Genomic DNA, 26,484 nt, shown 5'->3' with positions numbered 1-26,484 from the left:
ATGGTTCAAGTTGGCATTGTAATGGGGTCTGATTCGGACTGGAAGGTCATGGGCCAGGCTGCTGAGGTTATGCGTGAGTTTGACGTTGAGTTTGAGGCGCGCGTGGTTTCTGCCCACCGCACGCCGGAGGCGATGCTGGAGTACGGCAAGGAGGCCGCCCGGCGCGGACTAAAGGTGATTATTGCCGGTGCTGGGGGAGCGGCACACCTGCCGGGTATGCTCGCTTCAGCAACGCCACTGCCGGTGATTGGTGTACCGGTGCCACTCAAATACCTGGATGGTATGGATTCATTGTTGTCGATTGTGCAGATGCCCGCAGGGGTTCCCGTCGCTACCGTTTCGATTGGTGGGGCGCGTAACGCGGGCCTCCTCGCGGTTCGAATGCTTGCTATGTCGAATTCGGCTTTGCAACAGAAGATGGAGCGTTTCCAGCAGGATTTGGCCCAGCAGTCCGGTCAGAAAAACCAGACTTTGCAACGATCTTTACAAACCAATTAGTGAGAGTTTTAGACTGTAGTTATGAGCATTATGGTGATTGGCGGCGCCGGTTACATTGGCGCCCATGTAGTTAGGCTTTTGCAAGAACGCGGCGATGAGGTTGTGGTGGTTGACGACCTATCGTATGGAACGAAAGATCGCATTGGTTCCGCAAAACTAGTACAGCTTGACATCGCGGATACGGCGTCGAGCGAGGCTTTGTTGAACACGATGGTGGACGAGGACGTCACGGCCGTGATTCATTTTGCGGCGCGCAAGCAGGTGGGCGAGTCGGTGTCGCGCCCTGCCTGGTACTACCAGCAGAATGTGGGCGGCATGGCTAACGTGATGTTGGCGATGGAGAAGGCTGGCGTGAACCAGATGATCTTTTCCTCTTCTGCCGCGGTTTACGGCATGCCACCGGTTGAAGTAGTGGACGAGGACATCGAGAAGCATCCGATTAATCCCTATGGTGAAACGAAGTTCATTGGCGAGTGGATGATGGCTGATTGTGAGCGTGCTTGGGGCTTGCGTTGGATCGGCCTACGTTACTTTAATGTGGCGGGCTCAGGCTGGGACGATTTGGGTGATCCTGCAACGCTGAACTTGATCCCAATGATTTTTGAGCGCTTGGCACGCGGTAAGGCTCCCGCTATTTTCGGTACGGATTATCCTACGGAGGACGGCACGTGCATCCGTGATTACATCCATGTGAAGGATTTGGCGCGCGCTCACATTGACGCGTTGGATGCTCTGGCATCCGAATCGGATCTAAAGCACAACGTTTACAACGTGGGTACGGGCAAGGGTACGTCGGTGCGCGAGATTGTGGATGCGTGCCGCGAGGTAAGTGGTATTAATTTCGAGGCGGAGGAGCAAGGCCGCCGCGCCGGCGACCCACCCCAGCTGATTGGCAATGCCAGCCGTATCACTCAGGACCTGGGCTGGAATGCTGAGTATGACGTTACGCAGATCGTGGAGTCGGCATGGAGCGCTTGGCAGGCGGGCCCTCGCAAGATTGACGTTGCAGAAACTAACGAGCTGTTTGGGAAGAACTAGGTTTTAGTAGTTCAGTAGTTGTGGGGTGAGCGGTCCGTCTGGATCGCTCACCCCACAACTATTAGGACGCTGCGCTAGGGAAGCCCGTTGGCATTTAGCTCCGCAGAGGTAAGGGTGCCGTTGGCGAGTTTGCGGAAGAATTCATCAGCATCGTCGTCAAGCAACACGGCAGTGCCTTGACTGGTCTCAAGAGCAATCGTGGCAATTGGGGGAGTGCCCGTATTGCCACTCGATGTTGCGGCTCTGAAGTCCAATGCCATTCGCGCGAGTTCAAGACTCGATGTATCCGGGTCGGTGGTAACAGACTGAGCTGCAGCCGAGGATATCTTCATTTGCCGCACGGGGTTTAGGGAATTCGTTGGACGGGCCGCCGTCTTCACGATCGCTCCAATGACCTGACGTTGTCTTTCCGCACGCCCAATGTCGCCATTTGGATCGGAGTAGCGCATGCGCGCAAAGGCGAGAGCAGTGCGACCATCCGCGTTGTGACAACCGGCCTGCCACACGAGTTCGGAGCGAGGATCATCAACGTCGTAGTCGAGGCAGAGCTCAACTCCGTTCATAGCATCCACGATGTAGACAACACCCTGCATCCCAACTTCTACATAGTGGTCAACTGTGATGCCACTGAGTTCTTCAACAGTATCCACCAGCAGTTCAGGGCCTCCATATGAGAACGAGGCGTTGATTTTACCTTCCCCGTATTCAGGGATATCCACCCACGTGTCGCGCGGAATCGACACCAGGTAGGCGTTGCCGTTGGGCGCACGGTGAAGCAACATGATCGTGTCCGACCTGTGCCCTTCAGTTTCGTCAGTAAATTGTGTACCGTCGCGCGAGTCCGATCCAGCAATCAGATAGGTTGTTCCCGGGGTGTCGGCGGCCCCGCTGAGCGCATCTACATGTTCTACTTTTCCGCCTGCCCAGCCGAGCAGCAACAGGGGCCATCCAAGCAGTACTGCAAGTATCACCAAAACACTTACTAGGGCACGGCGACGTCTGTTTGGTTTACGTCGGGCAGCACTTCCTTCAGGCGCGCCTGGCGCATTGGAAGCGGTTGGACGAGGCTGTGGCTTCAAGGTGGGCGAGGCCGCTACCGAGCGGTTGAGGCGCGCTGGTTCCACAGGTGTTCGCGAGGTAGATGAGCGCCGGTTTGGCGCATACGAGGGTGGAGTCTGCTCGCGCGATCGGTTTGATGCCGGTGCGTAGGAGGGCGGAGGCTGTCGTCTTCCCGGCTGAGATGAACCACGATCTACACTAGGTCTGCGTTCGCGCGGTTGCTTTGGTTCTTGTTTGGTAGAAGAGTTGGTCGAGCGCGCGTGCTGGCTGGGAGCGCCGTCACGGGCAGCTTGGGAACCTCGATAGTTACGGTTTGCGGGGGAGGACGCGGAGCGTCCGTGCACGTTTTGCGCTGAGCTTGAGCTGGCTTTGCGCGTGCTGGCATTGTCACTCAACCGTCCACCGGTTTTCTTTCCGACGTGTTTCGCGCCCTCCACGGAGGGGCGGTTGCGCCCTTCTCGCGGTGGAATGGTAGGTGGAATGCTCTTGGGAGGCTCACCGTCGTTCACAGGCCTTCTCCCTCACCATCGCTGTCCCTCAAATACTCATCGTTAGAGCCATCGGAGTCTTCAAGTCCGTCCTCGCTGGAACTGGTTTCGGAAGATTCTTCGAGGAATACCACGTTGCCTTCAGAGTCGGTGATCCAAATGTTGGATGGCAGCGGCGCATCCTCTTGGATCGATTGCCAAAGCTCGTCTGCTTGCCACGTGGGGATCACTCGGTTGGGGTCCCAAGGAGCTTCGGTAAGTGGCATGGTTACGAATTGCAATCCATCGCCTGAAAGCCCGGATAGTGAGTACGCGAGCCCCATGGACGTGTTTATCCGCGAGAAGTTTGAAGACGTCTTGATGATGTCCAGGGATTCGGACAGGAAAGCGTAGAGTTTCGGGAAATCTGTCAGCAAGTTTTGTGATTGCGCAGTGTGGAAGATACGCCCCATTAGTTCTTGTTGACGGCCAATGCGAGAAATATCGGACCCGTTTCCAACTTCCTTCCGCGCTCTGGCGTAGGCGAGGGCGTCGTGACCGTTGAGTACGTGGCATCCTGCGGATATATCGAGTTCTGCAGCCTCGTCGTATAGGTCTTCTTCGAAGCACATATCCACGCCGCCCAGGGCGTTGATAATTCTTTCGAACCCGGCGAAGTCAAATAGTATGAATCCGTCGATGGGGATGCCGGTTAGCTCTTCTACGGTCCTCCAGCTACATCCCACGCCGGCGTCCAGGTTTTCTTGGTTGTATTCGGAGCCGATGGACATGGCCCAGTTGATTTGTCCAGTTTGGGGGTATGTTTCGGTTCCATCTTTGAGGACGCAGGAGGGGATGTCCACAACAGTGTCGCGAGGGATGGATACCAGCTGTACGCGTGAGCGGTCCTGCGAGATGTGCGCGATGATTGTCACGTCTGCTCGCATTGAGGTGTCTTCATCGTCTCCGTATCGGGAGTTTCCTTCACCAACGCGAGAGTCTGTTCCAAGTAGAAGGATGTTCACAGGGCGCCCATCGAAGCTGTCCATGGGCGGACGTGCTTCGTTACGGGGCGCAAATTGTTCGACTTGTAGTTCAGACTTTGCAACCCGGTTTGATAGGTCGTAGTACAAGAGCCCGGCCGAGGTGCCAACAAAAAGTAATATGGCAAAAAGGGCTGCGCCGATGGTTCGCAGAGTGTGCCGTTTGAATCGGAACACGGTGTGCCGAGGCTTCTGTGCTGAACGCGGGCGGCGCCTGTTTGGTTTGGGGCCACTGGTGAGGGTCCGCTTGCCCTGGTCTCGTACCAGGTTGCGAACGGCCTCTTCCTGGAGATGATTGGTTTCGCGATCGTTCACGTTAGTCCTCGGCTTCTGTGGACTTCTTGGGTTTTGGCTCGCCGTCGCGAACGGTGGTTAGAGCGATGGTGCGCGCTAGTTGGGTGAGCTTACGTTCGACTGCAGCATCACGCCGGTATGCGGTGACGAGGGTGCTGAAGAACGCAAGCGTTAACCCGTAAAGCAACAGGTCAGTGCCGCGTCCGATACCAAGAAAAACTGCGACGCGGGATAGGAGCGCGGGGAATAGCGCGGCTATTACTGCGAATGCAATGAAGATCATCATTGAAAGCCGGCGCATTGCGAGGTGCTGTGCGGATTTAACGGGCTTCATGATGAAGTATGTCGCTATCAGTAGGATGGCGACGATCAGGAGTTTAATGAACCATTGTGATCCAAATATTGCTGACATTTCCGCTCCTACTTCATTATTAGTTCGACCAAAATGTTGATCGAGTTCAGTAGTGATTGCCCCTTGGAACGCGAGTAATCCGTGTAGATGATGTGTACGGGCATTTCACGCCACTTGAGTTTAGTGTCGAATAGCTGGTACACGATTTCGGAGGCGTGAGCCATCCTGTTCTGGGTGATTTCGATTTGCTCCAGGGCGTCACGGCGGATTACTCGAAGACCATTATGTGCGTCGGTAAGTTGCTCACCGGTGCGCATGCGAGTGACGAATGCCGCGGTTTTAAGGACGAGTCTCTTGAATGCTCCAGTTTCGGCTTTGCCTTCAAGAAAGCGTGATCCGAATACGAAGCCGAGGTCTTCGCTCTCTGCTGCATCCAGCATGGCAAGCGCGTCTTCAACGCGGTGCTGGCCGTCGGCGTCGTAGGTAACGACGTATTTTGCGTCGGTGTTTTCGAGTACGTAGCTGAACCCGGTTTGAAGGGCAGCGCCTTGTCCAAGGTTAATGGGATGTACGGCAACTTTGACGCCGGCTGCGAGGGCCTCTGCGATGGAGTTGTCACTGGAACCGTCGTCAACGCAGATGATGTTCGGGAAGGTTTTGCGTACTTCTGTGAGTACTCCACGCACGACTTTGCCCTCGTTGTATAGGGGGACAACGAGCCAAGTTTTGTCTGTCAGTTGCATGTGTGCCCTATGATTCTTCAAATTTACGTCTCTAATCGTTAACCACTTTACAATCTTTATGTGAAAAAACGCTGATTAGCCGCCGCTATTCGTTGTGATAATGAGCGTAGAATAGGTTTGACTACAACTGAACGGAGGACTTATGCCGAGAATTGTCGATAGTGCAGACGTTTCAGCTGAGGCGAAGGTTGGCGAGGGAACCTCAATCTGGCACCTCGCGCAGGTTCGCGAAAATGCTGAGATCGGAAAGAACTGCATTGTTGGCCGCGGCGCTTATATTGGCGAGGGCGTGAAGATGGGGGATAACTGCAAGGTGCAGAATTATGCCCTGGTTTATGAGCCCGCTGAGCTTGCCGACGGCGTTTTTGTTGGCCCGGCTGCTGTCTTGACTAATGATTTGTTCCCGCGTGCGATTAATGCGGATGGATCGCTAAAGAGTGCATCTGATTGGGATCACGTGGGCGTGACGCTAAAGCGTGGAGCTTCTGTTGGTGCTCGCGCGGTGTGTGTGGCTCCTGTGACGGTTGGCGAGTGGGCCACTGTTGCGGCAGGCTCGGTTGTCACGAGGGATGTGCCAGATTTTGCGTTGGTTGCTGGTGTTCCAGCCCGCCGGATTGGTTGGGTTGGGCAAAGTGGCGTGAGGCTACAACCGGTTGAAGGTAGTGAAAATCGTTTCAAGTGCCCAAAGACTGGGCAGGTTTTTGAACAGATTAGCGATAGTGAGCTAAGAGAGGTTAGCGAGTAATGACCCGAGAGATGATTCCCGCAGCGAAACCATTGATTGGTGAGGAAGAGATTGCAGCTGTTACTGCAGTCCTTCGCTCTGGCATGGTTGCGCAGGGCCCGCAGGTAGCTGCTTTTGAAGAGGAATTCACGCAGCAGATGACGCCGGGGGCCGAGTCGATTGCCGTGAATTCCGGTACTTCCGCTCTTCACATTGGCCTGTTGGCTTCTGGTATTGGTGCGGGCGATGAGGTCATCGTACCGTCGTTTACGTTCGCTGCTACGGGCAACTCTGTTGCTATTGCAGGTGCCAAGCCGGTGTTTGCTGACATCGATCTTGAGCATTTCTGCTTGGATCCGAAGTCCGTGGAGGCTTCGATCACGGAGCGCACTAAGGCGATTATGCCGGTCCACCTCTATGGCCATCCGGCTCCTATGAATGATCTGAAGACGATTGCGGACAAGCACGGCCTCATGCTGTTTGAGGACGCTGCGCAGGCTCACGGTGCTTCACTGGATGGTAAGAAGGTCGGAACGTTCGGTACGTTCGCAGCATTCTCGTTCTACCCGACCAAGAATATGACGGCCGGTGAGGGCGGTATGATCACCACCACGGATCCCGAGGTGGCACGCAATAGCCGTTTGCTACGCAACCAGGGTATGGAGAAGCGCTACGCAAATGAGCTGGTTGGTTTGAACAACCGCATGACTGATATTCACGCCGCGATTGGTCGCGAGCAGCTGAAGAAGGTTGAAGCGTGGACGCAGAAGCGTCAGGAGAACGCGAAGTTCCTTTCAGAAAACCTTGAGGGCGTTGTTGTTCCGGCTGTTGCCGAGGGCGCTGTTCACGTTTACCACCAGTACACGATCCGCGTGGTTGATACTGACCGCGATCGTTTCATGGAAGCTCTGCGTGATGAGTACCAGGTTGGTTCGGGCGTTTACTACCCGATTCCAAACCACCGTTTGCCCTCCCTCGCTCCCTACGCTCCGGGCCTCGATCTTCCGGTAACTGAGGAAGCAGCGAAGACCGTGGTTTCGCTTCCGGTTCACCCGTCGCTCTCTCAGGCTGATTTGGATCGCATTGTTGAGGCCGTGAATGCTCTTGCTAAGGCTGGTGCTTAATGTCTGATATTCGAGTTGGTGTTCTCGGCATTGGCTCCATGGGCCGCCACCACGTGCGAAATGCGCGTGAGACGGAGGGCTTTGAACTAGTTGCGCTCGCGGATCCGGGTGGCGATCGCTTTGATGTAGCTCGCGGCATGGAGGTTCTGCCGGGCGTTGAGCAGATGCTCGAGGTCGGTATTGATGCCGCCGTTGTGGCTGTACCTACCGCTTACCATTTCGAGGCCGTGATGAAGCTGGCTGAGGCCGGTGTGCACACGCTGGTTGAAAAGCCGCTGGCCTCCACCCTTGAAGAGGGCGAGGCCATGGTCAAGGCATTTGACGAGGCTGGCGTAGTTGGCGCGGTTGGCTACGTGGAGCGTTGTAACCCAGCGTTGCTGGAGATGCGCCGCTTGGTTTCGGAGGGTTACCTCGGCGACGTATACCAGGTTGTGACTCGCCGTCAGTCCCCGTTCCCGGCTCGCATTTCGGATGTGGGCGTGGTGAAGGATCTGGCAACGCATGACGTGGATTTGGCGGCGTGGGTTGCGGGCTCTGAGTACGAGTCAATTTATGCTCAGACGGCTTACCGTTCGGGCCGCGAGTTTGAAGACATGGTCTCGGCTACTGGCCGTTTTAAGAACGGCGTGTTGGTGAGCCACCTGGTGAACTGGCTAACTCCGTTTAAAGATCGCATTACGATCGTTACGGGCGAGCGTGGCGCTCTTGTGGCTGATACGGCGATGTCTGATTTGACGTTCTACGAGAATGGTCGTTTCCCGGTTGAGTGGGATCAGATCGCGGCATTCCGCGGCGTGTCTGAGGGCGAGGTTACGCGTTTTGCTCTGGTTAAGCGTGAGCCGCTACGTGTTGAGCATGAGCATTTCCGTGATGCCATCCTTGGCACGGGTACGGAACATGTGACGATGCGTGAGGGCCTACAGACTATGAAGGTGATTCAGGCGATGCTGGATTCGGCCGCGTCTGGTGAGGCTGTGAAGCTGTAGCTTAGTGCTTTGGCGCAGGGGCGGTTCTGCTTAGATTTGGAGCGGGGCTGCCCCTGTCCGTTTCTTTGAGTGTGGTTAGGGGGAGTTGTTGTTCGACAGGATTAGTTCGTATGTGAAGAGTGTCGCGGCTTCTTCTCCGTTCCTTCGTCACGTCTTGACTCTTGTGACTGGTACGGCACTTGCACAGTTGGTTGTCTTCTTCATGATGATGATCATTACCCGGCTTTATGGGCGTGAAGCGTTAGGAGAGTTGGGGACCTTCAACTCAATAGTTGCCATTGCAGTGGCGATTGCTGCGGGACGCTATGACATGGCGTTGATGCTTGAAAAAGATGATCGTGACGCAAAAGTAGTAGCCATGTTGGCGCTGCGCCTGATCGCGATCAATTCGCTAGTAATAACTGTGTTGGCGTTCCCTCTACGTGATGTGGTAGCCAATCTTTATTCTGAAACGGTTGCAAGTTGGATGCCTCTAGCTGGCCTGACCACATTTTTTATGGCGGGCGCAACTTTGTTTCAGTATTGGTACAACCGGAAAACTGATTACAAGACCATTGCTAAAAACCGTGTGGTGCAACAGGTTGGAACCAGTAGCGGTCAGGTGGTTTTTGGTTGGGCAGGTATCCATACCCTTCCCGGCCTGGTGGGCGGCCAGATTGTTGGACAGGCGTACGCTTTCTTTAATCTTGGGATTAGGGCTAAGGATTTGCGCACGCTAGATGTGTCCGGGGCTCGCCCAATGCGCAAACTTGCTCGTAAGCATTGGAAGATGCCTGTATTGAATGGCCCGAATGTGCTGATTGATGCGGTAAGAATCAACGGCATTAATCTGCTTATTGGGCGAGTCTCCATTGGCGATTTTGGCGAGTACAACATCGCGAACCAGGTAGTAAATGTCCCCGTGATGCTGATCAATTCAGCTGTTTCACAGGTATTTTTCCAAAAGCTCTCTACGGTCGAGCCAGGCCAAATGTTGCCGGAAGTTAAGAACGTAATCAAACGTGCAATTTTGATTGGAGTTGTTCCGTTCGCTCTTCTGTGGCTGGTAGCGCCGTGGCTGCTACCGATTTTGTTCGGAGCAGATTTTAGCCAGTCGGGTTATTTTGCACGTGCTCTTATCCCATGGATGGCGATGCTACTCATTACGTCGCCAATTTCGACGATGTTTGTTGTCACCGGCACGCAACACTGGTTGTTGATCTACTCGATCCTTTACACGATCGGTCCATTGACCTGGTTGCTTCTGTCTCCACTTGATCTGCTTGGAACCGTCTACGTGATGGGAGCAATTATGGCTGCATTCTTGGTTGCAATGACCGTAATGTCTGTTTTCGCAGCCCGCCGATTTGATCGACGCGAACTCGCCACTGAGGATTCCGTCTAGCACTTTGCCCTAGACCTGGCCAAAGGCATGGATCATTTGCTTGGAGGTAGCACAGCGCCTTCTGGCGTCCACGTCCCTTCCAAGAAAAGCTCGCTGTATATTCCCAGGATCGTCCTGCCCTTTAGTAACTTCCAATCCAGTTGTCTGGACGTTAGGTTTCCGGTGAGGGCTTCAAATGCCATCGGATGGTGGCGAGTGACATGCGCCGCGTAAGCTTTTTCAATAATGCTTGACAGCCCAACAAGATCAAGGGATTTCTTGAGCGTCTTCTTGAACGTGGGATCCAACTGTGCAGCGGGGCCGCCGAAGTTGGGTAGGGAAGTGCCGGAGACATGCTCGTAACGTTCGTTGGTGAACCGGATGTACGGTTCACGGTCGTCTCCCCATGCCTTTGGTGTGCCAGTGAACCAACTGTCCCATGCCTTGGCTTCAAGCATGGGCATTGCCCATTGGAAACCGAAGTGCTCGTATGCTCGAACGGAATTGTTGATGTATTTTGCCTGACGCTCTAACAGGTTGAACTGGATGAATACCAGTATCTTGTCTAGTTGATCTGCATCTGGCCAGTACTGCTGCAAGAATGCGGAAATCTTATTGCGCGAATAGCTGTGGGTTGCCGCAAATTCCGGGTCGCCTTGCAAGGTGAAGTGATGTTGGGCAAGTACGCGCGCCATGTCGGCGTATCCAAGCGTTAGATTCGGATCGTAAGCCCACGCGTCGTGTTCATTTCCCACCACCGTGTGTCCGGGGCTAATGATGCCGAGCGGATCTACGTCTGGATCATTCTTCAGTTCGCCCAATGCATACCAGTCTTGGATGTGAGGTAGGGCGTTCCCGCTCCAGGTATCCTTCAAAAACGAGGCGGTTTCGGGGCTGTACCAGCGTTGCCGAACCCTTGCAGGATCCAGTTCTACGAACTTCCACTCATACCCTAGGCCGGTTGCAACCAAGCGCGAGATTTCTGCTTCAGATGAGTCTTTTACGCCGTAGGTAAACGCGAGTACATTGTCGGCGCCAACTTCTCTTAGCGCAGTCATGAAAAGGCGAGAGTCTGCGCCGCCAGAGAGTGGAATTAAGATTTGGTGGCCGCGCGTGTCAACTACAAAACTGGAAGTGAGTTCAAGAATGGTCTGGTAGAACTCTTCCATGAGTGCACCAGGATCATTCTGAGTCTGCTCATGGTTAAACGCGCTAGCGTGAGCAGTGAAGTGAACGTCTTTCGACGAGCTGAACTCGGCGACTGTTCCCGCTGGTACTGTCTGCACATCTTCGATGAGCGTATCGGTTCCAAGCACGAATGCAGTGTGAAGAAACTCTTGCGCCGCCTCTTCATTGCGCACGGGTTTCTTCATCATCCGGGTTAGCTCACAGGGGGACGAAGACAGGACCAATTCACCGTCGATGTAGGTGTAAAGAATCGGGAACGAACGCAAACCATCCGTGATTGCCCAAACCTGATCGTCGCGTTTAATGATCGCCGCCCAGTTCCCACGTTGAGCCGCGACAAAATCGGTGATTGAACTACCAGTTAAAAGCTCGGGGGCTACATTTAGGGTTGAACGCCACCACAGGTGCCCGTTTGGCACATCAAACTGTTCCCACTTTGGAGCATCCGCAATCTTCACTGAATATCCCTTTCGCGACTGGCCTTTCTAAGCTTACAGGCTAGGCGTATGGATGCTGAATACTCGTCTTGACTCACGGCGTGGGTTAGGATGAATAAATAATCTTCGATATCTATTTTGGGAGAGCGGAATGCGGGTTGGCATTGTTACGCCGTGGTTTCCCACGCAGGTGAACCCGAGTTCAGGCGCGTTTGTTCTGAAAGATAGTCAAGCGTTGTGTGAAGCGGGCGTGGACTTAAGCGTTGTGCATTTAGTACCTCCCCACGAAGATGACGGAAGCCGCAAGACGGTTGTTTCGGGGATTAGAACCATTCGGGTTCCGATGAGCACCTCTAATCCGCTAGACATCGTGCGCGCACGTCTTGAAATAGCGCCATTAATTAGAGATTTTGATGTGGTACATACCCAGGCAATCTCCGCTGTCGAGCCGTTTGTGTTCGGTCGCCCCAAGCAGTTTTGGGTGCACACCGAGCACTGGTCTGGGATAACCAACCCGCAAACTCTGCCCGCGTCATGGCAAAAACTTCGCCCCGCTCTCTTGAAGATGGAATTACTTCCAGATGTTGCTGTTGCCGTCTGCGATTATCTAGCCGAGCCGCTACGTCGCATCCGCGGTTCAAAACCGGTTGAGGTTATCCCATGTCAGGTTCCATCGCCCGAAAAGGTGATAGCGCGGCGTGAGCGTGATGGAGTTATCCGTTTGATCTCTACTGGAGCGCTAGTTGAGCGTAAGGATCCTCTGCTCGCGGTGCGAGTGTTGGATGAGCTCAGAAAGCGCGGTTTCGAGGCCACATTAACTTGGCTAGGGGATGGACCGTTGCGTGACGAAGCCATCTCGCTTGCTACTGAACTAGGTGTGAATGCGAAGTTCCCGGGAACGGTAGACAAAACCGGGGTGCAAAAGGAGCTGGCAGAGGCTGATATTTTTATTGGCCCGACTCAAGGTGAGAACTTCTTCGTAGCCGCTGCCGAAGCGATTGTTAACGGGCGTCCGCTAGTTGTAGGAGCTAACGGCGGCCATGGGGAGTACATTGATCCTGCGATTGGCAGGCTCATGAGCGTGCAGGATGCCGGCGGATATGCCGAGGCGGTTGTTGACCTGTTCGAAAATACCGCTGATTGGGATGCGCAGCGCATTGCTGCAACGGTTGGCGATAGTTTTGAGCCACACACGATTGCTACCTCATATTTTGATCTGTACAAACGCGGCATTGAGAAGCGAGGCTTCTGACATTGGTAAGGATGATTTACCATGCCGCGTATGAGCTCAACTATGAGTCTGTCTCCGCTTCTGCGATCAGACCGCGAAGGATGCTTCAAGCATTCAAAGATGCGGGCTTTGAAGTTTTTGACTTGACGGGACAGAGCTCGGTTAGAAGAGCGAAGTTCCGCAAGCTGAAGGCGAAGCTAGCCAACGGGGAACAGTTCGCGTTCATGTATTCAGAATCCGCGACTATCCCTGCGATGATTGGGGATTCCAATCACTTTCCGCATTTGCTATTAGATGCGCAAATTTTTCGTACGCTGAAAAAGTATGGTGTGCCTACGTCGGTTTTTTATCGCGACTTGTACTGGGTGTATGACGAATACGAGGAGCGAGTGGGTAAACCACTCGCAACAGGAATGCGTGCACTGTACAGGTATGAGTTAGCACTCTATAAGCGTTACACCGACATAATTTTTGTGCCCTCTTTTGAAATGGCACAAGAGATCCCTCAACTGCGCGTTGCAAAGGTAAAAGAGTTACCTCCGGGCGGTGAACCGGTAGACGTGCCAGCGTCCCCCTCACCTCTAAACATGTTCTATGTTGGCGGTATCGGTGCTCATTACAACTTGCACCAGTTGGTGCGAGCCGCTCAGCGCGTTCCCACGGTTACACTCACGATTTGTACAGATAAGGATCGCTGGAAGGCCGTTGAGCATGAATACGACATTCATGAATCCAACGTGCGGGTAGTGCACGCCAAAGGTAGCGATCTTGATGACTACTACGCGAGTGCGAATGTAGCGGTGATTGCCGTTGATCCCACTCACTACTGGTCGTTCGCTGTGCCTTTCAAACTCTATGAGTATGTGGGCCGCGGCAAACCGATAATCGCTACGGACGGGACTTTGGCAGCTAAGGTTATTTCGCGTAACAACTGGGGATGGACCGTTCCCAATGAAGAGCAAACACTGGTGAAATTGTTTGAACGCTTGAACCAAGATGGACAAGAAATAGTCACGCACACAAATAAAGTGCTTGCCGACAGGCCGAATAATACTTGGCGTGCACGTGCACAAGCTGTTGCTAATTTGTTGATGAAGGTTCAATAATGCACGTTTTATGGACGCCGTCATGGTACCCAAGCCCCGAGTTCCCGCTTAATGGGCATTTTTTTGAAGAGGCCATAGAGGTTCTTCAAGAGCATGGGCATAAGGTAGGCGTCTACTACCTAAACCCGAAGAGCTTTTGGCAGCAGGGGAACCGCCAGCTTCAGATAGATCGAGACAAGCGTGTAATACGCCAGACGGTTAAAACCGTACCGCGCGGAATTCTGCCTGGAGACTACACTCTTATTAAACGCCATGCGACTGAGGCTGCTCGAGCCTATGCAAAGCGTTGGGGCAAGCCGGAAATTATTCATGCGCAATCAGTGTTCCCCGGTATCCTCACAGCCAAAGTGATGGCTACATATTGGAATATCCCGTTTGGCGTTACGGAGCACAGAGGATCAACACTAGAGGCCAACGAGAGCAATCCGCGTTTTCGAGCCATTAAACGTGCGGTTCAAGATGCCGACTTTAGGCTTGCGGTGTCTTCAAACTTCGCGAAGGAACTTGGGGGAAAATACGGAGCAGAATTCGGTGTTGGAACGCTACCTGTTCCGCAAATGTTTTATGACTACCCCTTGCATAAAAGCGTGCTTGGCAAAACTCAGTTCGTTCACATTTCTAGCTTGGACCGTTGGAAGCGTGTTGAAGAAACTATCGTCGGATTTAAAGACCTTCTCAATGAAGGGTATGACGCTTCTTTAGACATTATCGGCGGGTCTGAAGCTCGGTGCGATGAGGTGCGCGCTTTCACCCGAAAACTTGGGGTCGCTGGTGCGGTGAATGTGCTTGGCCAAATCAGTCGCGATGAACTACCGAGAGTTCTTTCCACTAAGGATGTACTGGTTTTGGTATCTTCAAGTGAAACAGCTGGCATGGTTTTTGCAGAAGCACAAGCGTTGGGTATTCCCGTAATTGCATCAGCAAGTTTTGGTGGTGCACACATGGTCCAAGAGGAAACCGGGATTCTGGTACCGATCGACGATCACGATGCGCTGGTAGATGCGATGCGTGATTTTGCCTCGGGCAGTGTCATTAAAGAACCAGAAGAGGTAAGGCGGGTGGCCTACGAGAGGTTCTCAGGAGATGCGTACGCAAAACTCCACACCGATGTTTATGAACAAGCTCTTTGCGCATTTGAGGAAATGGGATCATGATTCTTACGGGGCTCATTGTTAGCCGGATTTTCGCACCAGAACCGTCCGCAGCATCGCTACGCTTAAAAGCGGTAAAACGCGGGTTGGAAGAAGCAGGATCGAAGGTCCGCGTGTTTACTACTGAACCACCCGTAGGTATTGAGGCTGAACCAGATAGCACGATCTGTCGGGTCCCTGTTTTGCGTGACAAAGAAGGCTACGTCAAGGGTTACCTGTCATATGCCTCGTTTGATATCCAAGCTTTCTTGAAGCTACTCACAATGCCGAAAGTCGACTTCATCCTGGTTGAGCCGCCTCCAACTACTGGAACGGTTGCGCGCGTGGCATGCACGATTCGCCGTATCCCATATTTTTGGTATGCGGCGGATGTGTGGTCTGATGCTACAGACAGCATGGATGTTCCCGGCTTCGTGAAGAAGACGGTACGAAACCTCGAGACGTTTGCCGTCAGGGGGGCACGCGGTTGCATCGCCGTATCCGACGGCGTGGCGCAAAGAGTGCAGGAAATGGGTGCTAAGTCGGTGGCAGTTGTGCCAAATGGTGCAGATACTGAGCTTTTCAATCCCGAGGCTCCAAGGCTTACTCCAGAAGAGAAGAATCTCATGCGGGTCTCGCGTCCATACTTCATCTATGCGGGTACAGCCTCTGGGTGGCAGGGCGCTGAATTGTTTGCGAACGCATTTGAGAAGTTCTGGAATCCAGACCGCGACGTTCAGTTCCTTTATCTGACGAGGGGAGACAGCGTCCCTGAGCTTGAGAAAATCGCGGACAGGCTTGCGAAGAGGGCGCAAGTGGCGGGTGCGGACTATGAGCCCCTAGTGATCCAAAAGACCGTTCCACCCCAGGAAGCAGCTAGTTGGCAGAGCGAGGCTATTGCCAGCTGTGTCTCTATTCAGCCGGGAATCGGTTATGACCTCGCATACCCCACTAAAGCACTAACCGCTCTATCGTGTGGAACGTCTGTTCTCTATGCTGGCGTTGGGCCGGCAATAGACGATATTGAAGATAATGATCTCGGCATTTGTGTGCCCTATTGTGAGGAGTCGGTGCTTGAGGCTATGGAGACTCTGCTTAACGAAACACGTGAGACGCGAGAGCCGCAGCGCCTGCACAAATGGGTGGAAGAGAACCGATCGATGAAGGCAGTGGGGAAGGCTGTGGCTAATTACATTGCCGATAGATCTGCGAAATGACTTACGATAAAGGACTCTTTTGGAAACTTTAAGTCAGTGGGTTCCCATTTTGCCAATGCTCCTTTCGGTCTTGGCGATAATAGTGATACCTGGAATGGTTGTTTCAACGGTTCTATTCCCAAAAGCCTCACCAATATTACGGTTAGCCACCGCGCCGTCCTGGAGTGTTGGCCTCATATTTTTATGGTCGCTTTTCAATTGTCTGTTGCCGTTTAGATGGGGTTTGATACCGTTTCTTGGCTTCACCTTGATCGCTGTGGTGGGCGCTTGGATTTTGGCGCGGACTAGCCTGGGCAAGAGTGTTGCCGCCATGATTCCTCAAAACTGCCTGTCGGGTAGGCGCGTAGCAACTCGCCTGGTCATGACGGTAATTGTTTGGATCGCAGTAATTCTTCCAATCATCTTGACGATCAGTCCCGTTGACATCGTGCAAGGTGGCGATTCGAGCTACCACTATAACCAGCTGTGGCTCATGGAAAAGTCAGGTAATGCCTCGCCCCTTACCTCGAACGCAACCATGGCGGGTTTGAGCGACGCCGGATGGTACTACCCAAATACATGGCACGCAATGCTAAGCCTCGTGACTAACGGACCTAGCCAAGCCCTCATCGCCGCGAATACGTTGATGATAATAACGCCTTTGATATGGCTCGTTGGGGTTGGTGCTTGGTCGGTTGCCATTGGTGGTAAACAGAGCTTGTATGAATGGAGCTTGCTTGGGTCTGTGCTCGCACCTATCGCGATGATCAGGTTGGAGTTAGAGACTACGCTGTGGCCATTTGTTCTCGGAATGGTCATGATGCCTGGAATGATGGCGCTTTGGTATTACGCAACAAAGACCATCAGAAGACTGACTTCGATCCGGAACATTGCGCTGTCAATTTTTGCAGTGCTGTTTGTGACTGCGGTTCCTATTCTTGGATTAATCGGTATACATCCGTCTACCATGCTTCCACCGTCTTTTGCTTTCTTTGTGTACCTGCTGTTTGAGCTCGTGCGGGCTGGTGTCATCTTCTATAAGCGTGGTAACAAGCAACGGGCTGCTCGTAACATTGCCGGTGCCCTGTTCCTCTTCTACCTGATGGTATTCGTTGTTGATGGGCCAACTCCTGCTCGAAATATCCTGTTTCATCGATTCCCTAAAGTGGGATGGGATTCCGCCCTAGAAAAACTATTTGCCAGCGCCACGCTCTACATGCCCTACGGGGGCATAAGAGCCCTTTCTTTCTACGGTTTTGTGCTTCTGTTGCTCCTAGCGGCTCTGTTTGTTGCATATAGGCGGCGCCGTTGGATTATGCTTGCCGGTTGGCTATCGCAGTGGCTTCTCGTGATTGGCACATTCTTCCCAATTCCAGGGTTGAGCCGTATTACAAGCCTTTACTACAACTATCCGGACAGGCCCAAGGCGGCGCTTGCTATTTTCGTAGTTCCGCTGTTCGCTCTTTTGGCAGACACGATCTGGAATAAGCTAGTCGTTGCGAGGGGGGCAAGAGTAGACCGTTACAGGTGGGGGGTAGTAATGCTATCTACTCTCCTAGCGTATTCGTGGATAGCTCCGGCAATCGCGCAAAGCGTTCATCAGGCGTTCTATCCTGATCGCGATAACGTCCGATTCTTGGCGGATAAAGACGAAATCGCGATGATTAAACGAGCAAAGGAAACGCTTCCGTCGAATGCTGTTGTGATGGGCGATCCAGCAGCTGGAGCCGCGTTACTACAACCTTTGTCTAACGTGAAAACGGTTTGGCCATACCCTAACAGTCCGGGTAATCGAGACGATGTTCTCCTGTTGCAAAGTTTCAAAGACATTGAGACAAATGCTCGTATCTGCGAGATTCTTGAAACTCATGGGATTGAATACTTCTACGCGGACAAGCATTCTTACTATAACGGGCAGGATACAGACATGATGCGCCCGGGGCTTTATAACGTGCCGCTCCGAAAAGGCTTCGAAAAAGTCGACCAGGGTGGTAGTGCAGCGATCTACAAGATCAACTTCTGCTCTTCGCCTGATCGACCCGACTACTACCCATTCGAACGCACTGCTACCACCTGCATTTTGGCAGGCAGGCAAGAGGCGTGCATTGAGTAGGTATCCATCCTCGATTTGTACTGAAAATGCGGTTGCACAAGTCAGAATGACTGTGCAACCGCATTTTGCTCCCGACCTATTTAATTTACGCAGTGGGCTGATCTCCCTCAGCCGAATGTGTTTGATGCCTGCGCAGCCTACCTACCACACTCGGCATACATAGCAGGAGGAGAGCCAGCGCGGATATCCCTATTCCAGCTCTAAACAGTGGGGGAGTGAAACTGCAGTGTGCCGTCGTTGAACCCGAAACGGTTGCGGATAGCAAGCCGGCTCGACTCGACACCGAAATCGGCTTGCTATCAGCGGAGCAAGACCACCCATCAACCGCCGGGGTAGCCAAGACGAATTCCCCAGAAACTGGCTGCGTAAAAGTAGCCGTTACCTCTTCTGCCTTAATCACAAGGCCAGATGGGTCCACAATTTTCTCTGTGCCGCGCAGGTATGCGTCAATATCAGCACAACCAACGAAAAGGTTTGCATTTAGCGTCCGGTCCGCTGCCATATGTAGCTTGAAACTTTGGGTAGCTTCGGTGGCTCGGCCTATCTCGCCCAGCAGGCCGTCTGACGAAGCGGCAACACCGTTTACTCCCTCGATGTGTTATCCCGTGGGGGCGTCGGAAATCCTGTCATAGCGATGCACTCCGGCAAATACTGTTGTTCCCGGCTTACATGACGTGGAAAACAAGTAGGTTTCACCGTCGCGCAGTTCTGTTTCCTCTGCACGCGTTGCGGCGTTTTTAACGCTAATAGGCTCAAAATGGTACAGATTGGGTGCGTTACTAAGGGATGAACGGCTTTCATATTCCTTGGGCATTGTGATGTCGTTCGGGGTGAACTGGTCAGGATAGACCCGAGCCATCGGAAGTGCGGGTAGGTCATCTTTGGATGCGACTGAAAGTACGCCCTTGAGAATGGAATCTTCTGGTAACCACGAGAAACGCGCCCCGCTGCTCGTCACCATGCCCAAAGTAGTGAGAGTATCGGGGTATTGGGACGTGACCGTCGTCGAGTAGTAATCAGTTCCAGGGTAAATGTAGCGGGCAGATAGGTTGTCAGAAGCCTTAGGATCTGTGAAGTCGTCGTGTATCCAACCTAGCCGGTGGATAGGCCACTCATCGGCGGTGAGACGTTCACTCAATTCGATACGTTTGGCTTCAACGTCAGTATTAACTATTTCGATTCGAGGCATGATTTTCTCATCTACAAGAGCGCCCGTATCAACATATTCAAAACTAACTGCTATCAATAGCAATGCTGCAGATGTGCGTCCAAGAATTACTGCTGTCTTGCGTACTGGATACCATCTGACAATCAATAGGGCGAATAACAAGGCGCAGAGAATAAACATATATGTGGTGAGAGTCCATAGACTGGGCAACGTAAAGCTAACGGCACGCGCGCGCAGGTATAGAAGCAATGAAGCGCCGATACCCAATAGTGAAACCGCGCCAATCTGAAGCCAGTTCGGGCCGTCCAGTTGTTCTCCGTCATTAAACCTGTTGTTACCGGATTTCGATTCCCATGCTAAAGCGGCCGTCACTACCATCCATGCGGTGATGACAAAAACCCAGCGATACGGCGTACAATGCGGAGTTTGGAACAGGCTTCAAACGATTTGTGCCTTCATATTAGTCAGAGACAAAAGCAGCACCGCACTTGTGATCAGCCAGACTATTTTGAAACGCCAAGTCAAATCCCGAGTAAAGAAGAAGGCGAAAAAAAGCTCACACGACAAAGCCTGTGTACAGCGGCGGTGCGTAGGTAACCGTGGCCGTGAACGGCAGCGTTCGGATTCCAGCAACTGACTTTCCGAAAGTAATGAGTTTCTCTACGGACTCGTACCCTACACCTTGGAACAGGACATTAATAGTCGGTACTAGGATAGGAGCAGTGATGGTTACACCCAGGACGCCAACTGCACCGAAACGCGCCACATTTTTTATACCTTGTTTAAAACCACCCAGCCCTAATGTCACGGTGATGGAAAATAAGCCCGCCACGATACTAGCCATAAAGGCAACGTAATAATTTGTCCACCACACTAGAGCCACGGCGCCGCCGGCCAGGATCCACCTGGGTCTTGGTTTGCGCATTTCTAACGCGGCAAAAAAGAGTAGCGGAATCCCGTACAGAACATCGAGCCATTGGGGGACGAACTGACCCAGTTCAAACACCCAACTAGAGCAGGCGTATCCAACGGAAATGATCAGCGGAATGATGCCGGTAAAATCTCGCCTCAAATAGTTTATCAAGAGCCGCATGAAGCCAGCTGCTAAGGCAACTTTCAACAAAATACTGATGAGCAAGGCCGCAAGGATCTGATGGCTTGGAACCAGCAGAAGAGCAAGAGGCGTTATTGGATCGCCAAGCTAGGTGGCGTGGTCCGGAATCGATGAGACGCCTAATCCCAAGTCCATGAGAAAGTCATCCCTGAAAGTCCACTTCCTTGGAGAATCTGATCTCTAAGCCTCGAATAGAAAGGCAGGTATTGGGCCCCAAAATCATGGATCCTGGCACTGTACGTTCCGAAAGGATAGACTCTAGCCTTTTAGACGCGCAGCGAGGTGTACTAGCACCGCTCCAAGAGCGCTTGCAAAAAATAAGGAAATCTTGTGAGTCCCTGGAGTTTCTTTCACCCGCATCATTCCGCCTTAGCTAAAGCTATATTCAGTACTGTGAAGGCCTGTTGGCCGCGTGGCTACCACTAGCCCATCACCAGTGCGCCCTCAAACCGACGTCGCAGATTCTATCCGTAATGCTCCCGCTATTGCTGCTCGTCACAAGGTTGTGACGAGCAGTCCTGAGAGAGTGTTCGCGCTTGATCAGCTAAAATCTTGCTTCCTGTTATCGCCGATGTTATTTCGAGCTGCTTCGTAACCCCAATATGGTAGCCCTCGGGGCGCCCCCAAGCATCACGTCCAAATTGGTTCATTGCGTACCAGCTTGCCCCCCCCCGGATACCTATAACGGTCAAATGATTTTTCTAACGTGGTCACGCTGGCATTGAAGAGGGACAGAGCGTCGGGATCTTGAAATACTCGCATATAGTCATAAACGCCCCAAATGGAATAAATAAAGCCATTCACCACGTGAGAGTTTTGTTGCTCTTGACGAGACGGATATTCCTCGAAGTAGAGGCAGGGGCCAACCCAATTACAGTCATCTTGGTTCACAAACCAGTAATCCGAGTCAGACTTCGGGGCGAAATATGTTTGGAAAACTCCCGTAGCCTCGTCCTTGTATTGTTGCTCGCCTGTGATCTCATACATTCTAGAGAGCACAGATAAAAGCATCCCCTGTGCCATTCCTGAAACCCAGGGATTTCCATTGTCTAACCCGCCGGGAGCATGCTCGAAGTGGTATGCAAACCAGGTTCCGGTGTCAGCGCGCTCCGCCCCGTCTAGTAGGTATTGCGTATTGATTCGAGCGTGCTCTAGGTACTCAGGGTTATTAGATGCCTCAAAAGAGTCTTGCATCGAAAGGATGAACCAAGCGGTGTTTACAGGGTGGTAGACCTCTTCGCCATGAACCGTTGTGATCACCACTCCGCGATCATCCATTGGTTCAGATTCGAGTAGGTCGTCCCGTATCTTCCCGCCGTCGTATGCAGATTTTCCATATTCGCTTAGCTTCGCAATCTGTGTCATCACTGGATCGCTTGTTCGGGCGCGCGTCGCCACTTCACTTATGTAATCAACTGAAAGAATAAAAGTGAATACGGTCGCCAAAAGGATTGCGAGCGTCATTCCTACGGCATGTCGCCGTTTCAGCTTAATGTTCATACCTGCGGCCTTACGATAAAAGTGCTTCTTGCAGTACCTCAACCACGCGCTCGGCTGCGTGGCCATCACCGTATGGGACGCTATCTGTATCGGCCGGACGTGGACGCGACGCGGCTTCAACTAGCTTCGAGCCGGCATCTACGAGGACGTTCCAGCCAACTTCAACAGTTTCTACCCACTCCGTTTGTGGGCGAACCGTGGTGCACGGCGTGCGTAGTAGGAACGCTTCTTTCTGCAAACCGCCCGAATCGGTAATCACGCCGCGAGCATGCATAGTGGACGCAACCAGATCAGGGTAGGCGAGCGGAGCGTGAACTTTTAAATTCCCCCGCTCAATTGTCAGACCGTGCTCCTTGGCTTTGGCCACCAGGCGAGGATGCGCCAATATCACCACGGGGTGGTCTACCTTGCCTAGTGAATCAAGCACCGCGTCCAGCTGCTCCTTCGTGTCAGTGTTAGCGGGGCGGTGAATCGTAGCCAACGAATACTCGCCCTCAGCAAAACCAAACTCTTGCATAATCGGGCTCGGCTTGTCCGCAACCTCAGCGCGGGTTTCCATCAGCACATCCGTCATCACATCGCCCACAACCACGGTGCGGTCAGCCAGGCCCTCATCGGCAAGATGCTTCGCCCCAACCTCGGTGGGGGCAAGCAGTAGATCAGCAGCATGGTCAGTAAGCACGCGGTTGATTTCTTCTGGCATCTCCCGATTAAAAGAGCGCAAACCAGCCTCAAGATGAGCGATAGGGAAGTGGAGCTTAACCGCAGATAGTGCAGCCGCAAGAGTGGAGTTGGTATCGCCATAGACCAGCACCCAATCCGGCTCATGCTTCAATATCACTTCATCCATTGCGGCGAGCATCGCGCCAGTCTGAACGCCGTGCGAGCCAGAACCAACCCCAAGGTGTTCATCGGGGGTCGGAATGTTCAACTCCTCGAAGAACACATCCGAGAGCATTGGATCGTAGTGCTGACCGGTGTGAACAATGACGTGCTCCACACCAGCACGCTCACAGGCATGCGCAATCGGAGCAAGTTTTACAAACTGAGGGCGCGCGCCCACCACAGACATGATTTTCATGCCTCTATCTTATACAAGCCGCGTCTTTATACGGATTTGGCGGGCGCGCCTCACAAAGGTGTGCCAAACAGGTTCACGAGCTTGTGAAAGCGGAGAAGCACGCATTGCGGCAGCAAGCCGAACGAAGCGCGGTGTTAAACTGGCGATGAATTGATTCTTGAAATTCTTTGAAATGGAGAAGCGCATGCGTATCGCCGTAGTCGCCATGGGGAAAATCGGTTTGCCCCTTGCCGTTCAGTTCGCAGATTCTGGCCATGAAGTAGTCGGCGTTGACGTGAACGAAAAGACCGTTCAGATGATCAACGATGCTAAAGAGCCGTTCCCTGGCGAAGCACACTTACAGGAAAAGCTCTCGCAGCTGGTTCCCGCAGGAAAGCTGCGCGCCACCACCGACTACTCCGATGCAATCCCGGGCGCGGACGCCGTTGTGCTGGTAGTTCCGCTCTTCGTCAATGACGAAACTTGGGAGCCGGACTTCGGCTGGATGGACGCCGCCACCAAGTCTTTGGCAGAAAACCTTACGCCAGGCACGCTCATCTCTTACGAAACCACGCTACCGGTCGGCACCACGCGCGGACGTTGGAAGCCCATGATTGAAGAAATCTCCGGCCTTAAAGAAGGCAAAGACTTCCACCTCGTGTTCTCCCCAGAACGAGTACTCACCGGCCGCGTATTCGCCGACCTTCGCCGCTACCCTAAGCTTGTTGGTGGCCTAAGCGCAGAAGGCACTAAGAAGGCCATTGAGTTCTACGAATCAGTTCTTCAATTCGATGAGCGCCCCGACCTAAATCGCCCCAATGGCGTGTGGGATCTCGGCTCCGCTGAAGCTGCAGAAATGGCAAAGCTCGCTGAAACCACGTACAGGGACGTCAACATCGGCCTTGCAAACCAGTTTGCAGTATTTGCAGACCAGCAGGGCATCGACGTGCAAGCAGTCATCGACGCCTCCAACTCCCAGCCCTACTCACACATTCACCGCCCCGGTATTGCCGTTGGTGGCCACTGTATTCCGGTCTACCCGCGCCTCTACCTATCCACCGACCCGGACGCCTCGATCGTTCGCACCGCTCGCACCTTCAACGCATCCATGCCGGAATACTCCGTTAAGCGCCTCGAGAGCGTGCTTGGTGGCCTTGAAAAAATGACAGTTGTTGTGCTTGGTGCCTCCTACCGTGGCAAGGTGAAAGAAACCGCGTTCTCTGGCGTTTTTGCAACTGTCGATGAACTGCGTAAGCGCGGTGCAAAAGTGCTTGTGCATGACCCGATGTTTACCGATGAGGAACTCGCTGGCTTCGGCTGGGACGCTTACAACATGGGCGAGCCGGTTGACGCCGCCATTGTGCAGGCAGACCACCCCGAATACAAGACCATCACCCCGGCTGATCTACCGGGCATCAAGGTGCTGTTTGACGGCCGTCGCGTAACCGACCCGCAGCTGTGGAAGGGCACGCCGCGCCTCGTAATCGGTGACGCCCAAGGCTAAACCTTGATCAGCGCCTGGATCCCAGCTCTAATCCCGGCCCTACTCACAGTCGTGGCACTGTGGGGGCCGGGATTAGTGGTAACTTCGGCCCTACGTCCAGGCAAATGGCGCGCCCTCACATTCGCACCACTAGCCTCTGCGGGTGTCATGGGGATAGCCGCTATATCTGGCCCATTCATCGGCGTACGTTGGGGCTGGCCCCTGTACCTAGGGGCAACAGCGGTCATTGTTGCCCTCGCATATCTAATCGGATACTTAACCCGGCAGCGCACCGGTTCGCGTTCGCCGCAGTCACCACAAACCACGCGTAAAATCCCCGCCAATCCTGCAATCTGGCCAGCCATTGCTGGCATGCTCATCACGTTACCCTTCACTGTGGGGGCCTTCATTAGCGGTATTGGCAGGCCCGAATACCCAACCCAAACCTGGGACGGCGTGTTCCACTTGTCAGCGATCCGTTGGATCCTCCAAACAGGCAACGGCTCGGCCCTCAACCTCTCCGCTGTTGCCACCTCGCTGGACCAGTCACGCGCCAGTAGCGGCGGCTTCTACCCAGCAGGATTCCATGATCTCGTTGCGCTCACCATGGTGGGGAACACGAATATAATCGTAGCCACCAACGCGGCAGTAATCGTTATCTCATGCGTCCTCTGGCCGCTCGCGGTTGCCCAGCTCAGCTCCATCTTTCTGCCCAAATCTCCTGCACTGCCCATCTTCACTGCTCTGCTAGCGGCCACTTTTTCATCGTTTCCGGAACGTCCCGCGTCTTACGGGGTGCTCTGGCCAACCGTCTATGCTTACGCGCTTATTCCCCTTGTCGTCATTGCACTCGCAGACTGGTTTGGACGCACCAATCAAAAACCCATGGCGCTGCGCACCTCCTTTATCGGTCTGCTCGGTGCTATCGGTATCGCGATCATTCATCCAACTGGAATCTTCGTAGCGCTCATCGCCATCATCACTCTCTCGATTGATCTTTTGGCCCGGTTGATGGCGCGCACGGTGAAACTCAGCAGGGGACAGTTAACCATATTCACCGCGGGCGTGGCTGGGCTCGTCGGTGGCTTATACCTTGCGACGAGCCACCCCGCGTGGCAAACCGTGACCAACTGGGCGCGCGAACCCATCGGTAGCTTCAAACGCGAATCATTTGGTGTCATCTTCGAATCACAACTCTCGTGGATGGGATACGGCGACGCGTACATAGACTGGGCGCTCGGTGTCCTCACTATCATCGGCGGTATCGTCGCCCTTACCGTGCCGCGCATGCGGTGGCTGGTATTTACCTACGGCATTGGCAGCTACCTGTTCGTTGCATCCGCAGTGGTCAACATTCCCGGCTACGCCCTTGTGAGCCCCTGGTACTCCGACCCTGTGCGCCTAGGCGCCATCGTCCCGCTGTTCGGCGCCCCGATCGCTGGCATTGGCGCGTGGTTCATCTTCAACACCGTTATGAGCATGGTTGGTCAGATCGGACGAAAAGTACCGGCTCGCGCCGGCCTCGTCTCCGTTATGGCCGTCGGTTTGATCGTAGGCACCAACTATCTGGGCTACTATTCTGGATCCTCCCAGCTACATCTGAACTACGAGTTCAAGAACGAATCTGGCCTCAACGGTCTGGTTAGTCCCGAAGAACTTCGTTTCATCCAAACACTTCCGAAATACGTTCGCGAGGGGGAAGTGATTGTTGGTGATCCGCGCACGGGCCTTCCACTCGTATACGCACTCACTGGCCGCGATGTCTTCTACCGACATGTCGAAGGCCAATGGGGCACCGAATACCTCGAAATCGGGAAGAATTTTCAACTGGCCACACAATCTGATCCGACAGTTTGTGAGTTGCTTAATCGCCACCATGCCCGTTACTTCTATACCGACAACATCGTTTACTGGCCTGAAAACCCAGTTGGTGCAAAATATGACGGTCTGGAAGCCGCCCATGACCATACCGACGCGTTCAAACTTGTAGCTGAAGGTGGGGGAGCCGCACTATACGAAATCACCACGTGCGATAATGCCCAGTAGGACTAATCGGATTTGGGTCAG

24 protein-coding genes are annotated in these 26,484 nt (G+C 53.5%); 14 read left to right on the top strand and 10 right to left on the bottom strand.

Annotation, left to right across the window (positions count from 1 at the left end; translation table 11 throughout):
• Entirely contained in the window at positions 1 to 498 is a 498-nt protein-coding gene (purE, locus tag BQ7114_RS04350) for a 5-(carboxyamino)imidazole ribonucleotide mutase (protein WP_072342410.1), read from the top strand.
• A gap of 21 nt (positions 499 to 519) precedes the next feature.
• On the top strand, positions 520 to 1,536 hold the full coding sequence (gene galE, locus BQ7114_RS04345) for a UDP-glucose 4-epimerase GalE (protein WP_072342407.1): 1,017 nt from the start codon (positions 520 to 522) through the stop codon (positions 1,534 to 1,536).
• 74 nt (positions 1,537 to 1,610) lie between these two features.
• On the opposite strand, the gene BQ7114_RS04340 is transcribed toward galE, so the two are convergent.
• A complete protein-coding gene (locus BQ7114_RS04340; RefSeq protein WP_230205963.1) occupies positions 1,611 to 2,507 on the bottom strand; it encodes an LCP family protein in 897 nt (298 codons plus the stop codon).
• Between the two features lie 76 nt (positions 2,508 to 2,583).
• Between BQ7114_RS04340 and BQ7114_RS08900 the strand changes: the two genes are divergently transcribed.
• Positions 2,584 to 2,745: a hypothetical protein gene (locus tag BQ7114_RS08900; RefSeq protein WP_154665474.1), complete on the top strand. Its 162-nt coding sequence runs from the start codon at positions 2,584 to 2,586 to the stop codon at positions 2,743 to 2,745.
• Positions 2,746 to 3,100: 355 nt separating this feature from the next.
• Here BQ7114_RS08900 and BQ7114_RS04330 read toward each other — a convergent pair whose 3' ends face one another.
• From BQ7114_RS04330 to BQ7114_RS04320, 3 genes are read right to left on the bottom strand one after another with little or no spacing between them, the layout of a single operon-like run.
• Entirely contained in the window at positions 3,101 to 4,420 is a 1,320-nt protein-coding gene (locus BQ7114_RS04330) for an LCP family protein (protein WP_072342401.1), read from the bottom strand.
• A gap of 1 nt (position 4,421) precedes the next feature.
• The gene (locus BQ7114_RS04325; RefSeq protein WP_072342397.1) at positions 4,422 to 4,811 is read right to left on the bottom strand and encodes a DUF2304 domain-containing protein; all 390 of its coding nucleotides are present in this window, start codon (positions 4,809 to 4,811) and stop codon (positions 4,422 to 4,424) included.
• Between the two features lie 8 nt (positions 4,812 to 4,819).
• Entirely contained in the window at positions 4,820 to 5,494 is a 675-nt protein-coding gene (locus BQ7114_RS04320; RefSeq protein WP_072342394.1) for a glycosyltransferase family 2 protein, read from the bottom strand.
• Between the two features lie 142 nt (positions 5,495 to 5,636).
• On the opposite strand from BQ7114_RS04320, the gene BQ7114_RS04315 reads away from it, so the two are divergent.
• The 4 genes from BQ7114_RS04315 to BQ7114_RS04300 all read left to right on the top strand — a co-directional run bounded on the left by BQ7114_RS04315 (position 5,637) and on the right by BQ7114_RS04300 (position 9,712).
• Positions 5,637 to 6,239, top strand: coding sequence for an acyltransferase (locus BQ7114_RS04315; RefSeq protein ID WP_072342391.1), 603 nt, complete (start codon positions 5,637 to 5,639; stop codon positions 6,237 to 6,239).
• Positions 6,239 to 7,342 carry a DegT/DnrJ/EryC1/StrS family aminotransferase gene (locus BQ7114_RS04310; RefSeq protein ID WP_072342388.1) on the top strand — a complete coding sequence of 368 codons (1,104 nt, stop codon included), beginning with the start codon at positions 6,239 to 6,241 and terminating at the stop codon, positions 7,340 to 7,342. The genes BQ7114_RS04315 and BQ7114_RS04310 overlap by 1 nt, the downstream gene beginning before the upstream one ends.
• Positions 7,342 to 8,328, top strand: coding sequence for a Gfo/Idh/MocA family protein (locus BQ7114_RS04305; RefSeq protein WP_072342385.1), 987 nt, complete (start codon positions 7,342 to 7,344; stop codon positions 8,326 to 8,328). Before BQ7114_RS04310 ends, BQ7114_RS04305 begins: the two co-directional genes overlap by 1 nt.
• 88 nt (positions 8,329 to 8,416) lie before the next feature.
• On the top strand, positions 8,417 to 9,712 hold the full coding sequence (locus tag BQ7114_RS04300) for a lipopolysaccharide biosynthesis protein (RefSeq protein WP_072344792.1): 1,296 nt from the start codon (positions 8,417 to 8,419) through the stop codon (positions 9,710 to 9,712).
• A 32-nt stretch (positions 9,713 to 9,744) separates the two neighbouring features.
• Here BQ7114_RS04300 and BQ7114_RS04295 read toward each other — a convergent pair whose 3' ends face one another.
• Positions 9,745 to 11,337, bottom strand: a complete 1,593-nt coding sequence (locus BQ7114_RS04295; RefSeq protein ID WP_072342382.1) for an asparagine synthetase B family protein — start codon at positions 11,335 to 11,337, stop codon at positions 9,745 to 9,747.
• Between the two features lie 130 nt (positions 11,338 to 11,467).
• On the opposite strand from BQ7114_RS04295, the gene BQ7114_RS04290 reads away from it, so the two are divergent.
• The 5 genes from BQ7114_RS04290 to BQ7114_RS04265 are packed head-to-tail and all read left to right on the top strand — an operon-like array spanning position 11,468 to position 18,092.
• Positions 11,468 to 12,568, top strand: a complete 1,101-nt coding sequence (locus tag BQ7114_RS04290) for a glycosyltransferase family 4 protein (RefSeq protein ID WP_072342379.1) — start codon at positions 11,468 to 11,470, stop codon at positions 12,566 to 12,568.
• Between the two features lie 11 nt (positions 12,569 to 12,579).
• A complete protein-coding gene (locus BQ7114_RS04285; RefSeq protein WP_072342376.1) occupies positions 12,580 to 13,653 on the top strand; it encodes a glycosyltransferase in 1,074 nt (357 codons plus the stop codon).
• Positions 13,653 to 14,807, top strand: a complete 1,155-nt coding sequence (locus BQ7114_RS04280) for a glycosyltransferase (protein ID WP_072342373.1) — start codon at positions 13,653 to 13,655, stop codon at positions 14,805 to 14,807. The genes BQ7114_RS04285 and BQ7114_RS04280 overlap by 1 nt, the downstream gene beginning before the upstream one ends.
• Positions 14,804 to 16,000: a glycosyltransferase gene (locus BQ7114_RS04275; RefSeq protein WP_072342370.1), complete on the top strand. Its 1,197-nt coding sequence runs from the start codon at positions 14,804 to 14,806 to the stop codon at positions 15,998 to 16,000. The genes BQ7114_RS04280 and BQ7114_RS04275 overlap by 4 nt, the downstream gene beginning before the upstream one ends.
• Before the next feature lie 55 nt (positions 16,001 to 16,055).
• On the top strand, positions 16,056 to 18,092 hold the full coding sequence (locus BQ7114_RS04265; protein ID WP_326844861.1) for a DUF6541 family protein: 2,037 nt from the start codon (positions 16,056 to 16,058) through the stop codon (positions 18,090 to 18,092).
• An 85-nt stretch (positions 18,093 to 18,177) separates the two neighbouring features.
• On the opposite strand, the gene BQ7114_RS08845 is transcribed toward BQ7114_RS04265, so the two are convergent.
• The 5 genes from BQ7114_RS08845 to wecB all read right to left on the bottom strand — a co-directional run bounded on the left by BQ7114_RS08845 (position 18,178) and on the right by wecB (position 22,955).
• A complete protein-coding gene (locus tag BQ7114_RS08845; RefSeq protein ID WP_143236792.1) occupies positions 18,178 to 18,594 on the bottom strand; it encodes a hypothetical protein in 417 nt (138 codons plus the stop codon).
• A gap of 96 nt (positions 18,595 to 18,690) precedes the next feature.
• Positions 18,691 to 19,695 (bottom strand): YfhO family protein, encoded by a 1,005-nt coding sequence (locus BQ7114_RS04260; protein ID WP_143236791.1) that lies wholly within the window; start codon positions 19,693 to 19,695, stop codon positions 18,691 to 18,693.
• Positions 19,696 to 19,816: 121 nt separating this feature from the next.
• The gene (locus tag BQ7114_RS04255; RefSeq protein WP_083431737.1) at positions 19,817 to 20,449 is read right to left on the bottom strand and encodes a YfhO family protein; all 633 of its coding nucleotides are present in this window, start codon (positions 20,447 to 20,449) and stop codon (positions 19,817 to 19,819) included.
• A gap of 555 nt (positions 20,450 to 21,004) precedes the next feature.
• Positions 21,005 to 21,874, bottom strand: coding sequence for a D-glucuronyl C5-epimerase family protein (locus tag BQ7114_RS04250; protein ID WP_230205960.1), 870 nt, complete (start codon positions 21,872 to 21,874; stop codon positions 21,005 to 21,007).
• Positions 21,875 to 21,884: 10 nt separating this feature from the next.
• Positions 21,885 to 22,955, bottom strand: coding sequence for a non-hydrolyzing UDP-N-acetylglucosamine 2-epimerase (gene wecB / locus BQ7114_RS04245; protein WP_072342352.1), 1,071 nt, complete (start codon positions 22,953 to 22,955; stop codon positions 21,885 to 21,887).
• A 184-nt stretch (positions 22,956 to 23,139) separates the two neighbouring features.
• On the opposite strand from wecB, the gene BQ7114_RS04240 reads away from it, so the two are divergent.
• Both BQ7114_RS04240 and BQ7114_RS04235 read left to right on the top strand, forming a co-directional pair.
• On the top strand, positions 23,140 to 24,438 hold the full coding sequence (locus BQ7114_RS04240) for a nucleotide sugar dehydrogenase (RefSeq protein WP_072344789.1): 1,299 nt from the start codon (positions 23,140 to 23,142) through the stop codon (positions 24,436 to 24,438).
• A gap of 3 nt (positions 24,439 to 24,441) precedes the next feature.
• Entirely contained in the window at positions 24,442 to 26,463 is a 2,022-nt protein-coding gene (locus BQ7114_RS04235; protein ID WP_143236790.1) for a DUF6541 family protein, read from the top strand.
• Positions 26,464 to 26,484 lie beyond the last annotated feature (21 nt).

This window comes from Actinomyces urinae, from assembly GCF_900119695.1.
In the GTDB taxonomy this organism is placed as follows: Bacteria; Actinomycetota; Actinomycetes; order Actinomycetales; family Actinomycetaceae; genus Gleimia; species Gleimia urinae.
The sequence above is the reverse complement of the archived record's forward strand: the minus strand, read 5'-3'. Positions and strand labels throughout refer to the sequence as shown.

Coding starts and splice junctions, on each gene's coding strand:
- purE (WP_072342410.1), top strand. CDS start 1: ATGGTTCAAGTTGGCATTGTAATGGGGTCTGATTCGGACTGGAAGGTC.
- galE (WP_072342407.1), top strand. CDS start 520: ATGAGCATTATGGTGATTGGCGGCGCCGGTTACATTGGCGCCCATGTA.
- BQ7114_RS04325 (WP_072342397.1), bottom strand. CDS start 4,811: ATGTCAGCAATATTTGGATCACAATGGTTCATTAAACTCCTGATCGTC.
- BQ7114_RS04320 (WP_072342394.1), bottom strand. CDS start 5,494: ATGCAACTGACAGACAAAACTTGGCTCGTTGTCCCCCTATACAACGAG.
- BQ7114_RS04315 (WP_072342391.1), top strand. CDS start 5,637: ATGCCGAGAATTGTCGATAGTGCAGACGTTTCAGCTGAGGCGAAGGTT.
- BQ7114_RS04310 (WP_072342388.1), top strand. CDS start 6,239: ATGACCCGAGAGATGATTCCCGCAGCGAAACCATTGATTGGTGAGGAA.
- BQ7114_RS04305 (WP_072342385.1), top strand. CDS start 7,342: ATGTCTGATATTCGAGTTGGTGTTCTCGGCATTGGCTCCATGGGCCGC.
- BQ7114_RS04290 (WP_072342379.1), top strand. CDS start 11,468: ATGCGGGTTGGCATTGTTACGCCGTGGTTTCCCACGCAGGTGAACCCG.
- BQ7114_RS04285 (WP_072342376.1), top strand. CDS start 12,580: ATGATTTACCATGCCGCGTATGAGCTCAACTATGAGTCTGTCTCCGCT.
- BQ7114_RS04280 (WP_072342373.1), top strand. CDS start 13,653: ATGCACGTTTTATGGACGCCGTCATGGTACCCAAGCCCCGAGTTCCCG.
- BQ7114_RS04275 (WP_072342370.1), top strand. CDS start 14,804: ATGATTCTTACGGGGCTCATTGTTAGCCGGATTTTCGCACCAGAACCG.
- BQ7114_RS04265 (WP_326844861.1), top strand. CDS start 16,056: ATGCTCCTTTCGGTCTTGGCGATAATAGTGATACCTGGAATGGTTGTT.
- BQ7114_RS08845 (WP_143236792.1), bottom strand. CDS start 18,594: ATGGCAGCGGACCGGACGCTAAATGCAAACCTTTTCGTTGGTTGTGCT.
- BQ7114_RS04250 (WP_230205960.1), bottom strand. CDS start 21,874: ATGAACATTAAGCTGAAACGGCGACATGCCGTAGGAATGACGCTCGCA.
- wecB (WP_072342352.1), bottom strand. CDS start 22,955: ATGAAAATCATGTCTGTGGTGGGCGCGCGCCCTCAGTTTGTAAAACTT.
- BQ7114_RS04240 (WP_072344789.1), top strand. CDS start 23,140: ATGCGTATCGCCGTAGTCGCCATGGGGAAAATCGGTTTGCCCCTTGCC.